Raw genomic sequence first — 11754 nt, 5'->3', positions numbered from 1 at the left:
CTCAAATGGCAGTTAAAGCAAAACGCTTCCGCATTGGTGTGGAAGGGGCAACAACAGACGGACGCACCATTGAGCGCGCCTGGCTGGAGCAGATGGCGGCAAGCTATAACCCGCAGGTCTATACCGCGCTGATTAATCTGGAACACATCAAGGGCTACACCCCGGACAGTCCGTTCCGCCGTTTCGGGACCGTGGATAAGCTGGAGGCTGAAGAAATTACGGACGGCCCGCTGAAAGGAAAAATGGCGCTGTATGCGTGGATCACCCCGTCAGATGATCTGGTGGCGTATACCCGCAAGCTGCAAAAGCTGTTCACCTCGATGGAGGTAAACACCAGCTTTGCCGATACCGGAAAGGCGTACCTGATTGGCCTTGCAGCGACTGACGACCCGGCAAGCCTGGGTACAGAAATGCTGCAGTTTAGTGCCAGCGCCAAAAGCAACCCGCTGGCAGGCCGTAAACAGAACCCGGAAAACCTCTTTACCGCCGCAGAAGAAACGCTGATCGAGTGGGAAGAGGTCCAGGGCGAAAAAACCTCCCTCTTTGCCCGCGTCACCGCGATGTTTACCAAAAAAGAGCAGACCGATGATGCCCGTTTCTCTGATGTGCATCGGGCTGTTGAGCTGGTCGCCACTGAGCAGCAGAGCCTGAGCGAGCGCACCGATCAATCCCTGTCCGCGCAGGATAAGCGCATTGCTGAGCTGGAAACCGCACTGCAGAAGCAGCAGACCGATTTTTCTGCGCTTAAGCAGAAGCTGAGCCAGGAAGACAGCCGTAAAGATTATCGCCAGCGTGCGCCAGGTGGTGAAGCACCTGCAGGCACCCTGACCAATTGCTGATGGAGCAAGAGAACCCATGAAAAAGAATACCCGTTTTGCCTTTAACGCTTACCTGCAGCAACTGGCGCGTCTGAATGGCGTGGAAGTCGAAGAGTTATCCAGTAAATTCACCGTTGAGCCGTCGGTGCAGCAGACGCTGGAAGACCAGATCCAGCAGTCCACGGCATTCCTGACCATGGTTAACGTGATTGGCGTGGCGGAGCAGTCAGGCCAGCTTCTGGGCCTGGGCGTCGGCAGCACCATTGCCGGGACCACTGACACGACCACGAAGGAGCGCGAGCCAACCGATCCCACTGAGATGGTGGATGTTGAGTACAAATGCGAACAGACCAACTTTGATACGGTGCTGACTTACGCAAAACTGGATATGTGGGCGAAATTCCAGGATTTTCAGGTGCGTATCCGTAACGCCATCGTGAAACGTCAGGCGCTGGACCGCATCATGATCGGATTTAACGGCGTAAAGCGTGCCAAAACCTCAGACCGTGCCGCCAATCCGTTGCTGCAGGACGTTAACAAAGGCTGGCTGCAGAAGGTCCGCGAAGATGCCCCGGATTGTGTGATGGGCAGTACCACGGCAGAAGATGGCACCACCACTGCAGACCCGGTGAAGGTCGGCAAAGGCGGTAAATATGCCAACCTGGATGCGCTGGTGATGGATGCAGTCAATGAGCTGATTGACCCGATTTTCCAGGACGATGCGGAACTGGTCGTGATCTGTGGACGTGAGCTGTTGTCCGACAAGTATTTCCCGCTGGTCAATAAAGACCAGGAGAACAGCGAAAAGCTGGCGGCTGACATGATTATCAGTCAGAAACGCATGGGCGGTCTGCAGGCCGTTCGCGCCCCGTCATTCCCGGCAAACGCCGTGCTGATCACCCGCCTGGATAACCTGTCCATCTACTGGCAGGAAGACACCCGCCGCCGTTCGGTGATTGATAACCCGAAACGTGATCGCATCGAAAACTTCGAATCCGTCAATGAAGCGTATGTGGTGGAGGATTACCGCTGCGTGGCACTGGTGGAAAACATCACGATTGGCGATTTCAGCGCCGGTGCCGGGGAGTAACGCATGAGCCTGAGTCCCGCACGGCAGCACCGCCTGCGCGTTCAGGCTGAACAGGCCGCCCGTCAGGGCGGCAGTGTTCGCCATGCGTCAGGGTATGACCTGATGCTGCTGCAACTGGCTGAAGATCGCCGCCGCCTCAAGGGGGTTCAGTCCACCGTGAAAAAGGCACAAATCAAGGTGGAGCTGTTACCCAAATATACCGCCTGGGCGGATGGCGTACTGGCAGCCGGTGGAGCGCAGCAGGATGACGTGCTGATGTTTCTGATGGTCTGGCGTATTGATGCCGGTGATTTTGCCGGTGGTCTGCAGATTGCGGCCCACGCGCTCAGACATGGCTGGGTGATGCCGCAGGCGCTGGGCCGTCGCAACGTGCAGACCGTTATCGCCGAAGAGCTGGCAGACCAGGCAGAGGCCGCGCAGCGCATGAAAGCAGATTTTCCTGCTGACGTGCTGCTGCAGGCGCTTTCACTGACGGATGCACTGGATATGCCGGACCAGTCACGCGCCAGGCTGCATAAAGCCATCGCCGCTGTGATCAGTGAGTCCAGTCCGGCAGCAGCGTTAAACCACTACAACTTTGCGCTGCAGCTCGATCCCCGCTGCGGTGTGAAGAAGGACAAAGAGCGGCTGGAGCGCCAGTTGCGTAACAGCCACTAACGGAACGTGCCCCGCGCACGGGCGGCACGGGATGGCGACAGGCATTGCCTTATCAAAATCCCGTTCACCGCCCACCTTTTCAGGAGAAAACCCGCATGAAGTTTGTTGCGCCAGAACAGGCGCCAGAACAGGCGGAGGTCATCAAAAATACCCCATTCTGGCCCGATGTTGATTTGACGGAGTTTCGAAGCGTGATGCGGACGGATGGCACGGTGACGTCGCCGCGTCTCGGGCAACTCATCCGGTCCGCAATGTCAGAGGTCAATGCGGAGCTGTACGACTTCCGCAAGCACCAGCAGGCGCTGGGGTTTCAGACACTGGCAGACGTACCGGCGGAAGAGCTGGACGGCAAAAGCGAGCGCATCCACCACTATCATAACGCTGTGTTTTGCTGGGCGCGTGCGCAGGTGAATGAGCGTTATCAGGACTACGACGCCACGGCGTCCGGCGTCAAACGGGGTGATGAGCTGGCGGAAGCCAGCGGCGATCTGTGGCGTGATGCCCGTTGGGCAATCAGCCGGGTGCAGGATGCACCCCACTGTACGGTGGAGCTGATCTAATGAAAGTGCGTGCGTACCAGGGCGACACGGTGGATGCGCTTTGCTGGCGTCATTATGGACGCACACAGGGCGTCACAGAGCAGGTACTGCAGGCAAATCCGGGGCTGGCTGAGCATGGCCCTTTTTTACCTCACGGGCTGAAGGTGGAGCTGCCGGATATTGCCACCGCTACCACGGTGCAGACCGTCCAGTTATGGGACTGAATTATGACGCTTGAACGGATCAGCGCCTTTATTACGTACTGCATCGCGGTGCTGCTGGCGTGGTTGGGGGATTTATCGCTTAAAGACGCCTCTACGGTGGGCGGTGTGCTGATTGGTCTGCTGATGATGGCGATCAACTGGTACTACAAACACAAAACCTATCAGCTGCTACGCGGCGGGAAGATAACCCAGGGGGAATATGAGTCCTTCAATCGTTAAGCGCTGCCTGGTTGGTGCAGTGCTGGCTATCGCTGCCACACTGCCCAATTTCCAGCAGCTTCACACCTCTGTGGACGGGCTGAAACTGATTGCCGATTACGAGGGTTGCCGCCTGCAGCCGTACCAGTGCGACGCTGGCGTGTGGACCGATGGCATCGGTAACACATCCGGTGTAGTGCCGGGAAAGACCATCACAGAGCGACAGGCGGCGGGGAACTTCATCACCAACGTATTGCGGGTGGAGAAGGCTCTGGCCCGCTGTGTTCTGGTAGATGTGCCGCAGTATGTCTATGACGCGCTGGTGTCGCTGGCGTTCAACGTGGGCACAGGCAATGCATGTGGTTCAACCATGGTGAAGTTTATCAATCAGAAGCGCTGGCGTGATGCCTGCTATCAGCTGCCGCGCTGGGTGTATGTCAAAGGCATATTTAATCCGGGGCTGGATAACCGTCGCGGGCGTGAGCTGGCCTGGTGTTTAAAAGGAGCATAGCGGAATGACGCGCACGCTGGCAGTAATTCTGGCTCTGGCACTGGCGGCGCTGGGCTGGCAGTCATGGCGACTGAATAAGGCCAGCCACACCATCGAACAGCAGGACAGTGACCTGAAAGTGAAGGGCGAAAGGCTGGCTAAAACGAACAGTCAGTTAATCGCCCTGTCCATCCTGACCGAAACCAACAACCGGGAACAGGCGCGGCTTTACGCGGCGGCAGAAAGCACAAACGCGCTGCTGCGGGGGCGCCAGCGCCGGATTGAGGATCTGAAACGTGAAAACGAGGATTTGCGGCGTTGGGCTGATGCTCCTTTGCCTGCTGATATTATCAGGATGCGCGAACGTCCGGCCCTCGCCGGAGGTGCAGCTTACCGTGAATGGTTGTCCCAGGGTGACACAGTGCCGCCTGGAAAAATCAGCGGCACGCACTAACGGTGATTTGCTGACGGCGCTGGATGAAGCAGAGGCCGCCTGGTCGGTCTGTGCCGACAAGGTGGACACGATAATTTCCTGCCAGGAACGAAATAATGAACAAACCTCAGTCCTTACGCCGCGCCCTGAATAAGTCGGTTCAGTATGTCAGGGACAACCCGGACAAGCTGCATTTGTTCGTCGATAACGGCTCAGTGGTGGCAACCGGCGCAGCGTCGTTGTCCTGGGAGTATCGCTATACCCTGAATGTGGTGATCGTGGATTTCAGCGGCGATCAGGGATTGCTGATGGCTCCCGTGCTGGCCTGGCTGATGGAGAATCAGCCAGATGCTGTCCATAACCCGGAACTGCGTGAAAAGCTGTTTACGTTTGAGGTCGATATCTTGCGCAATGATATCTGCGATATCAGCCTGAATCTGCAACTGACAGAGCGCGTGGTCGTCAGTGCTGACGGTGACGTGTCCAGCGTCGAAGCGGTACCGGAACCGGACGAACCGGAGGAAATATGGGCGGTGCGTCGTGGCTGAGCTGCAGGAAGTTGACGCCTGGTTAGATGCGCTCCTGGCGGGTCTGGAGCCTGCCACACGTAAGCGCATGATGCGGGAGCTGGCGCAGCAGCTGCGCCGCAGCCAGCAGAAAAATATCCGAATGCAACGTAACCCGGACGGGACCGCATACGCGCCGCGCCGCGTGACGGCCCGCACGAAGCAGGGGCGCATCCGTCGGCAGATGTTTGCAAAACTCCGCACCACAAAATACCTGAAAGCCATCGCCAGCCCGGACTCTGCCAGTGTCGAATTTGAGGGCAGAGTGCAGCGCATTGCCCGCGTTCATCATTACGGTCTTCGTGACCGTGTGAGCCGCAGAGGGCCGGAGGTGCAGTATTCGCAACGCCGGTTACTCGGCATCAATGATGAAGTGGAGGACATTACGCGCGATACTTTTTTGCGCTGGTTGTCCTGAGTTATCTATGTATAAGATAATCATGTCGAGACTTTTCAATTCAATCCCAGAATAGATTTTCTCTGATATTATCTTCACTAAAGATGAAACCATTTTTAGTTATTGTATCGTACCTTTGTTCGTATATTATTTTTATATATCTAAAACCTTGCGTTACAGAACGAATCTTTCTGGGCTTTGATGCAAGCATTACCAGAACTTCAAATATTTTATCGAGATAATTATGAGTGTGTTCAACTAAAAGTGGTGTAAATTGTTGACCTTTTCCTGAATGAACGATGTTGTTTCTTGTTCTATAAATTCGCCGAAACTGCCATTCTAGTCTTGTTTTATGATTATCCAAAGTTGTTTTAATGGCTTCAGGGGTTGAGATTATATTTTTTATATGTTCAAACCGGTCGGATAGTAGGCTGTAATTACGGAATTTAGAGGAGAGGGAGTTTCTGCTAGCTTCATAGTCGGGAAGTATCATTATATTTGCGAGTTTATGTTTTGACTTTGTTCCTGGTACACCTCTAAAATGAGAGTTAAGTATATGTCTATCCCATAATAATAAATCCCTTGCAAGATTTTCAATTAAAGAGTCAATGTAGGTAATGTTAAGGAATGGTATTATACTATCAGTAATGTGTTCTATCGTTGCACTGTCATTAGATTTTGTTTCTGTTGGTACCAGTGACTCTAAAGCTATCCATAAATTTAGTAGCTGATTTTCTACGCTTTCGCTCTTAAGTGCCATTGAATGTAACTGAATACTTCTTAGGAATTTTGCGAATGAGCTATTTTCAAGTGAAAACTCTGACATCAATGATTCTAATCGCCTCTTCGCTTTCTCGTGCTTTAAATCTTTGCATTTCTTCATAGGGTTTATGCGCTCAGAGACTTTCAATATTTCTGTATCTGAGATGACCAAAGCTTCATTAGACCAAGTAGGTTTATCTTTGTGATGGTAGATATTTAAAAAAGAGGATGCAATTTTAAGATGGTTCTCTGCTATTTCACGGGCGGAATATGAATCAAATGCATCTATATTAGATATAGATATTATTTTCTTTCTCTGTAGGTTTTTAAAGAATTGATTATCAGCTATCTCTTTAGGTGGTTCATCTTCAATGGATAATGAAAGCCTTTCAAATGTGGGTTCAGATCCTAAAAATACATTCTCTACTATAAAAAACACTTTGTGCTTTTTCTTTTCTATTTTTATTAATTTGAAAAATAAAGAGGCATCAGAATTGTTTGATATTCTATTGTCACCGTAATAAAAGAATTTTTGTGTCAGGTTTTTGAGGTTGTGTTGGCTGAAACCAATGTAAAGTAATAGGCTGATGTAATTTCTTGTTAATCTACGGATGATGCTTCTGTTCCAGTTGGGTAATGATAACTCCTTCAGTATTAATTCTTCACTTTTTTCTTTGTATAAATGTGCTGGTAGTTGAATGACTAGCATTTCAACAATGGATTTTCTTTCTTTGTTACCTATCTTAGGGTTCTTTAATTTATTAAGAAAGGCATTGTAAGCTTCCCCAAGCAAGGATTTCGCAACTTCATCATTTAATAGGTTATGTAATAACTCCGCTGTTAAATGTTCAAGATTTTTAGGTTGTATAATGCCTGTATCTACATCCGTAATGGTCTTTAATGTTTCTACTCCTATAGTTGGTGTGTTCATAACTGATGGTTTGTAAGTGTCGAGTGTATAGTCGAAAAGCATTTCATCTAACAATTGAGCGAAATAAATCAAAGCTTTACAGGTTTCGGGAGAGTCCCATTTATATAAAGTTCTAAATTTCATTTTACCATTCCAGATTGTGTGGATGTTCATACAATTACAACTCTTTCACGATAAAAGCAATATGCTGAATCATCGTGACATGAATGCACAATTAACCGAAATCATGCGCCTTATCACCAATCTCATCCGCACCGGCATTGTGACTGAGGTGGACCGGGACGGCTGGCTGTGCCGGGTGAAAACAGGTGACCTCGAAACCAACTGGATTAACTGGCTGACCCACCGCGCCGGTAAATCCCGCACCTGGTGGTGCCCGTCGCCGGGGGAGCAGGTGGTGCTGTTCAGCCTGGGCGGCAATCTGGAAACAGCCTTTGCGCTTCCGGCCATCTACTCCGACGCGAGCCCGCCGCCGTCCGACTCTGAAAGCGCGGACGTGACCGCATACGAGGATGGGGGCTGGTTCGAATACGACCCTGCCACCGGGCGCTGGATTATACGGGGCGTTAAAGCCGTGCTGATTGAGTCGTCACAGATGGTTTCCTGCAAAACAGGGGAGCTTGTGATCGAGGCCGACACGACCCGTATTAACAGCAACGTGATCATGAATGGCGATGTGACCCATGGCGGCGGGGAAATGACCTCAAACGGTATCGTTGCCGATAAGCATAAACACCCTGGCGACAGTGGCGGAACGACGGGAGGTCCAATTTGACGCTCTATATCGGGATGAACCGCGATAACGGCAAGGCAATAACGGAAACGGATCACCTGCGCCAGTCCGTGCGGGACATTTTGCTGACGCCGCAGGGTAGCCGCCTTGCCCGTCGGGAGTATGGCTCCCTGCTGTCTGCGCTGATTGACCAGCCACAAAATCGGGCGCTGCGCCTGCAGATCATGTCTGCGGTGTACGTCGCGTTGCTGCGCTGGGAGCCGCGGTTGCAGCTCGACACCATCACGATTAACAGCAGCAACATGGATGGCTCAATGGTGATTGAGCTGGCAGGCCAGCGTAATGACGGTGTGCCTGTGTCCCTTTCCGTATCGACAGGAGCAGACAATGGCCGTTATTGACCTTTCCCAGCTGCCGCCGCCGCAGATCGTGGATGAGCCAGATTTTGAAACCTTGCTGACAGAGCGTAAGGCGGAGTTTGTTGCGCTCTATCCTGCAGAAGAGCAGGAAGCTGTGGCCCGTACCTTAACACTTGAATCTGAACCGGTGGTGAAAATGCTGCAGGAAAATGTCTACCGGGAGTTGCTGCTGCGCCAGCGGATTAACGAGGCGGCACGGGCCGTCATGGTGGCTTATTCCGGCAGTGATGACCTGGATAATTTAGGCGCTAACAATAACGTGCAGCGCCGGGTGATCACCCCCGCAGACGATACCACCACGCCCCCTACTGAGGCGGAAATGGAATCGGACGCGGATTATCGGCAGCGCATCCCGGCGGCCTTTGAGGGGATGAGCGTTGCCGGGCCGGTTGGCGCGTATGAATTTCACGCGCTGAGCGCCGATGGCCGTGTGGCAGATGCATCAGCATTCAGCCCGGCACCGGCGGAAGTCGTGGTGACGATTCTGGCCCGCGACGGTGATGGCACTGCGCCGGATGACTTGCTGCAGGTAGTTGGTGTTGCACTGAATGATGAGGCCGTGCGGCCTGTAGCGGACCGGGTGAGCGTCCGCTCTGCTGAGATTGTCCGCTATGAAATCGATGCGGTTCTGTATGTCTATCCCGGCCCGGCAAAGGAACCCATCCTCGCTGCCGCGAAAGAGCAGGGCACAGCATACATCAATGAGCAGCGCCGCCTGGGGCGTGATGTGCGGCTGTCTGCGATTTATGCCGCTCTGCATGTTCAGGGCGTGCAGCGGGTTGAGCTGATGCAGCCCCTGGCTGACATGGTGATAGATAAAACGCAGGCGTCCTATTGCACCGATTTTAAAGCAGAAATTGGTGGCTCTGATGAATAGCCTGTTACCGCCGGGATCATCGTCGCTGGAGCGCAGGCTGGCGCAGGCCTGCTCAGGTATCAGTGATTTAAGCGTACCGCTGCGTGACCTCTGGAACCCGTGGAAATGCCCGGTGAAGTTCCTGCCGTATCTGGCGTGGGCGTTTTCCGTCGACCGCTGGGAGGAAACCTGGTCAGAGAGGGAAAAGCGCCAGGCGGTCAGCGATGCGTTCTGGATCCACCAACGTAAGGGGACGGTGGCGGCGGTTCGCCGGGTCATTGAAAACCTAGGCTACAGCATGACGTTACAGGAGTGGTGGGACGTGGCCGACCCCGCCGGGACATTCCGCCTTGAGATTGACCTGAATGATATCGGTATTACCGAAACGATGATTAAGGAGCTGGAGCGGATTATTGGCGATGCGCGACCGGTCAGCCGCCACATTGCCCGCCTGTCACTGTCAGCGGGGACCACCGGTCTTGTGTATACCGGTGCCGCAGCGTGCGGCGGGGAGGTCATCAGCGTGTATCCGCCGGAATATACGCCGGATGAGGCCGCCCGTTACGACGGCGGCGGGTTCCATTCCGGGTCGGTCACCTATACCGAAAACCAGCGGGGAGAAGACCCTCACCGCTATGACGGTCGCACTTTTCACGATGGCCGTGGCGTTTACGCAGGAGAATAACATGAGTGCTATTAACGAACAGACGAAATGGGAAGATGAGGTTTACCTGCTGGCGCGTGAAGACCGGGTGGAGGGCGGCATTTATGGCCCGTCAAACAAACAGGCCCGGCAGCTGGCGAACCGTACCCGCTATTTAAAAACCGCCGTTGAGTCGCTGCAGGACTACCGGGATTACACCTTCTTCATGACCGCGGAGGACCCGGACGGCACCGTTGCGGGGCTTGCCGGTACGCCGGAGGGAAAACTCTTTCGCGTGGTGGTGCCTGACAGCGAGGGGCAACTGCTGGCCTTTATCTATTACCAGAAGCACAACGGCCAGGCGAACCGGCTGAATGCGCTGGCAAGTCAGCAGGCGATTACGTCCCTGCGACAGCAGCTGGAGCAGGACACCGGCGCGGCGCTGGATGGCCTGACAGCGTTGCAGTCCGGTCTCCAGTCGCTGACGGCCGCACTGATGCAGCTCGGTCTCGATGAGATGGCCGCGCAGGTGACCAGCATGGCCGCTTCACAAAAAAGTCAGTCAGACCAGATTCAGGCGCTGATGCTGGCGTTTCAGTCCGGTATGCGGGCGCTGGCTCTGGTGGAGGCCACCCCCGAGGAGGTGGAAAGTCATCAGCTGAGTAATCTCTATGCCTTCCAGGTGCTGGCCCGTCAGCTTCTCCCGCTCGACGGCTTCGACCCCTCAGTGGCAGGCAGCGGCACGGGAAACCGGGAGGCGCAGGCGAAATATCCGGGCGTGTTTGCCTTCGGTGAGCCGCGCGGTCTGATCCGCCTGGACGTGACCTCCGACAGCGGCGCGCCGACCAGCAAGGACAACCCGGTTAACGGCACCTTACAGGTGGACGTCGACGGGGAGATGTTCACGGCATACGTGTCCTTCAAGGTTCAGGGGGCGTCGTCGGCGGGATACCCGAAAAAGAACATGAAATTCGAGCTGTTTGCCGACGCGGCACATACCGAAAACGTCAGCCTGAAAATCGGCGATGTGGTGCCGAAGGACAAATGGATTTTCAAGGCGAACTGGATTGACTCGACCCACCTGCGCAATGTGCTCTGCTACAACCTGTGGCAGAAGGTGATGGCGACCCGCAGCGGCTGGCCGCGCCGGGATATTGATAACAGCTACGTGGGGAAGCTGGGGGCCAGCGCCATTGATACCGGTGCCATCGGCTGCCCGAAGGGGTACGCCTGCGTGCTGTATATCAACGGTGAGTTTTACGGGATAGGGGATTTTCTCTACAACTCGTCCCGCAAGGATTACAACATCGCCAAAAACAGCCCGGAGCAAATCATGATTATCTGGGACGGGGCGATTAACATCCCGGCGCTCACGGATAACGGCACCTGGGTGATGGACTCACCCTCGAAACCCACGGCGGAAACGGCTGCCTGCCTCGACCGCTGGCGGGACTTCGCGCAGTCCGCACAGGACGCGTTTACCGCCGCTGCCGGTATGCATCTGGATAAAAACAACGTGGTGGATTTCTACGTCTTCCTCAGCTTTATCTGCGCCCCGGACTGCGTGCAGAAGAACACCACGTTTATCACCTGGGGCGGCACGAAATGGTTTTTCATGCCCTATGACCTGGATACCACCTTTGGTCTGCATTACGCAGGAACGTCGATTGCCTATCCGCCAGACCTGAATCTGTTTGATAACGGCCTCGCCATGCAGGTCAACCGCACCTTCTGGAAGAAAGTCCGTACCACCTTCCAGGCGGAAATGAATGCCCGCTATGCGGAACTGCGGGATAACGGTCTGTTTTCACAGCGCGGCGTGCTGGAGCTGGCCCGCGACCTGCTGGGGCGCTACACCCCGGAACTGATGCAGGCTGAATATGAAAAATGGCCGAATGTGCCCTCCCTGAGCATCACCAGTCTGGACCAGATGATGGACTGGACCCGACAGCGTATTGAATACCTGGACACTTTTTTCAGCTACCACCAGTAAGGACC

At 54.3% G+C, this 11754-nt stretch carries 17 protein-coding genes; 16 read left to right on the top strand and 1 reads right to left on the bottom strand.

What is annotated here, in order from left to right; translation table 11 throughout:
- Window positions 1-5 precede the first annotated feature (5 nt).
- The 11 genes from GRPL_RS04180 (at window position 6) to GRPL_RS04225 (ending at window position 5433) form a co-directional block, all read left to right on the top strand.
- A complete protein-coding gene (locus GRPL_RS04180) occupies window positions 6-839 on the top strand; it encodes a GPO family capsid scaffolding protein (RefSeq protein WP_032700484.1) in 834 nt (277 codons plus the stop codon).
- A 16-nt stretch (window positions 840-855) separates the two neighbouring features.
- Window positions 856-1908 carry a phage major capsid protein, P2 family gene (locus GRPL_RS04185; RefSeq protein ID WP_032700483.1) on the top strand — a complete coding sequence of 351 codons (1053 nt, stop codon included), beginning with the start codon at window positions 856-858 and terminating at the stop codon, window positions 1906-1908.
- Between the two features lie 3 nt (window positions 1909-1911).
- The gene (gene gpM / locus GRPL_RS04190) at window positions 1912-2565 is read left to right on the top strand and encodes a phage terminase small subunit (RefSeq protein WP_032700482.1); all 654 of its coding nucleotides are present in this window, start codon (window positions 1912-1914) and stop codon (window positions 2563-2565) included.
- A gap of 95 nt (window positions 2566-2660) precedes the next feature.
- Window positions 2661-3125, top strand: a complete 465-nt coding sequence (locus GRPL_RS04195; RefSeq protein WP_032700481.1) for a head completion/stabilization protein — start codon at window positions 2661-2663, stop codon at window positions 3123-3125.
- Window positions 3125-3328, top strand: coding sequence for a tail protein X (locus tag GRPL_RS04200; RefSeq protein ID WP_032700480.1), 204 nt, complete (start codon window positions 3125-3127; stop codon window positions 3326-3328). The genes GRPL_RS04195 and GRPL_RS04200 overlap by 1 nt, the downstream gene beginning before the upstream one ends.
- Window positions 3329-3331: 3 nt before the next feature.
- The gene (locus GRPL_RS04205) at window positions 3332-3547 is read left to right on the top strand and encodes an HP1 family phage holin (RefSeq protein ID WP_032700479.1); all 216 of its coding nucleotides are present in this window, start codon (window positions 3332-3334) and stop codon (window positions 3545-3547) included.
- Window positions 3528-4037: a lysozyme gene (locus GRPL_RS04210; RefSeq protein ID WP_032700478.1), complete on the top strand. Its 510-nt coding sequence runs from the start codon at window positions 3528-3530 to the stop codon at window positions 4035-4037. The genes GRPL_RS04205 and GRPL_RS04210 overlap by 20 nt, the downstream gene beginning before the upstream one ends.
- 4 nt (window positions 4038-4041) lie before the next feature.
- Entirely contained in the window at window positions 4042-4470 is a 429-nt protein-coding gene (lysB, locus tag GRPL_RS04215; protein WP_032700477.1) for an Rz-like lysis system protein LysB, read from the top strand.
- On the top strand, window positions 4355-4603 hold the full coding sequence (gene lysC, locus GRPL_RS28350; protein WP_117138991.1) for an Rz1-like lysis system protein LysC: 249 nt from the start codon (window positions 4355-4357) through the stop codon (window positions 4601-4603). The genes lysB and lysC overlap by 116 nt, the downstream gene beginning before the upstream one ends.
- Window positions 4566-4997, top strand: a complete 432-nt coding sequence (locus tag GRPL_RS04220; protein WP_032700476.1) for a phage tail protein — start codon at window positions 4566-4568, stop codon at window positions 4995-4997. Before lysC ends, GRPL_RS04220 begins: the two co-directional genes overlap by 38 nt.
- On the top strand, window positions 4990-5433 hold the full coding sequence (locus GRPL_RS04225; RefSeq protein WP_032700475.1) for a phage virion morphogenesis protein: 444 nt from the start codon (window positions 4990-4992) through the stop codon (window positions 5431-5433). Before GRPL_RS04220 ends, GRPL_RS04225 begins: the two co-directional genes overlap by 8 nt.
- Before the next feature lie 40 nt (window positions 5434-5473).
- On the opposite strand, the gene GRPL_RS04230 is transcribed toward GRPL_RS04225, so the two are convergent.
- Window positions 5474-7228: a hypothetical protein gene (locus GRPL_RS04230; protein ID WP_032700474.1), complete on the bottom strand. Its 1755-nt coding sequence runs from the start codon at window positions 7226-7228 to the stop codon at window positions 5474-5476.
- Window positions 7229-7307: 79 nt separating this feature from the next.
- On the opposite strand from GRPL_RS04230, the gene GRPL_RS04235 reads away from it, so the two are divergent.
- The 5 genes from GRPL_RS04235 to GRPL_RS04255 are packed head-to-tail and all read left to right on the top strand — an operon-like array spanning window position 7308 to window position 11749.
- Window positions 7308-7880, top strand: coding sequence for a phage baseplate assembly protein V (locus tag GRPL_RS04235; RefSeq protein WP_032700520.1), 573 nt, complete (start codon window positions 7308-7310; stop codon window positions 7878-7880).
- The gene (locus GRPL_RS04240; RefSeq protein ID WP_032700473.1) at window positions 7877-8239 is read left to right on the top strand and encodes a GPW/gp25 family protein; all 363 of its coding nucleotides are present in this window, start codon (window positions 7877-7879) and stop codon (window positions 8237-8239) included. Before GRPL_RS04235 ends, GRPL_RS04240 begins: the two co-directional genes overlap by 4 nt.
- Entirely contained in the window at window positions 8226-9134 is a 909-nt protein-coding gene (locus tag GRPL_RS04245) for a baseplate assembly protein (protein ID WP_032700472.1), read from the top strand. The genes GRPL_RS04240 and GRPL_RS04245 overlap by 14 nt, the downstream gene beginning before the upstream one ends.
- A complete protein-coding gene (locus GRPL_RS04250) occupies window positions 9127-9798 on the top strand; it encodes a phage tail protein I (protein WP_032700471.1) in 672 nt (223 codons plus the stop codon). The genes GRPL_RS04245 and GRPL_RS04250 overlap by 8 nt, the downstream gene beginning before the upstream one ends.
- Window position 9799: 1 nt before the next feature.
- Window positions 9800-11749, top strand: a complete 1950-nt coding sequence (locus tag GRPL_RS04255; protein WP_032700470.1) for a CotH kinase family protein — start codon at window positions 9800-9802, stop codon at window positions 11747-11749.
- Window positions 11750-11754: the final 5 nt, after the last annotated feature.

The sequence above is a fragment of the Klebsiella planticola ATCC 33531 genome (assembly GCF_000735435.1).
GTDB classification, from domain to species: Bacteria; Pseudomonadota; Gammaproteobacteria; order Enterobacterales; family Enterobacteriaceae; genus Klebsiella; species Klebsiella planticola.
The sequence above is the reverse complement of the archived record's forward strand: the minus strand, read 5'-3'. Positions and strand labels throughout refer to the sequence as shown.

Excerpts from the sequence above, each read along its gene's own strand:
- GRPL_RS04180 (WP_032700484.1), top strand. The coding sequence starts at position 6 with ATGGCAGTTAAAGCAAAACGCTTCCGCATTGGTGTGGAAGGGGCAACA.
- GRPL_RS04185 (WP_032700483.1), top strand. The coding sequence starts at position 856 with ATGAAAAAGAATACCCGTTTTGCCTTTAACGCTTACCTGCAGCAACTG.
- gpM (WP_032700482.1), top strand. The coding sequence starts at position 1,912 with ATGAGCCTGAGTCCCGCACGGCAGCACCGCCTGCGCGTTCAGGCTGAA.
- GRPL_RS04195 (WP_032700481.1), top strand. The coding sequence starts at position 2,661 with ATGAAGTTTGTTGCGCCAGAACAGGCGCCAGAACAGGCGGAGGTCATC.
- GRPL_RS04200 (WP_032700480.1), top strand. The coding sequence starts at position 3,125 with ATGAAAGTGCGTGCGTACCAGGGCGACACGGTGGATGCGCTTTGCTGG.
- GRPL_RS04205 (WP_032700479.1), top strand. The coding sequence starts at position 3,332 with ATGACGCTTGAACGGATCAGCGCCTTTATTACGTACTGCATCGCGGTG.
- GRPL_RS04210 (WP_032700478.1), top strand. The coding sequence starts at position 3,528 with ATGAGTCCTTCAATCGTTAAGCGCTGCCTGGTTGGTGCAGTGCTGGCT.
- lysB (WP_032700477.1), top strand. The coding sequence starts at position 4,042 with ATGACGCGCACGCTGGCAGTAATTCTGGCTCTGGCACTGGCGGCGCTG.
- GRPL_RS04220 (WP_032700476.1), top strand. The coding sequence starts at position 4,566 with ATGAACAAACCTCAGTCCTTACGCCGCGCCCTGAATAAGTCGGTTCAG.
- GRPL_RS04230 (WP_032700474.1), bottom strand. The coding sequence starts at position 7,228 with ATGAAATTTAGAACTTTATATAAATGGGACTCTCCCGAAACCTGTAAA.
- GRPL_RS04235 (WP_032700520.1), top strand. The coding sequence starts at position 7,308 with ATGAATGCACAATTAACCGAAATCATGCGCCTTATCACCAATCTCATC.
- GRPL_RS04245 (WP_032700472.1), top strand. The coding sequence starts at position 8,226 with ATGGCCGTTATTGACCTTTCCCAGCTGCCGCCGCCGCAGATCGTGGAT.
- GRPL_RS04250 (WP_032700471.1), top strand. The coding sequence starts at position 9,127 with ATGAATAGCCTGTTACCGCCGGGATCATCGTCGCTGGAGCGCAGGCTG.
- GRPL_RS04255 (WP_032700470.1), top strand. The coding sequence starts at position 9,800 with ATGAGTGCTATTAACGAACAGACGAAATGGGAAGATGAGGTTTACCTG.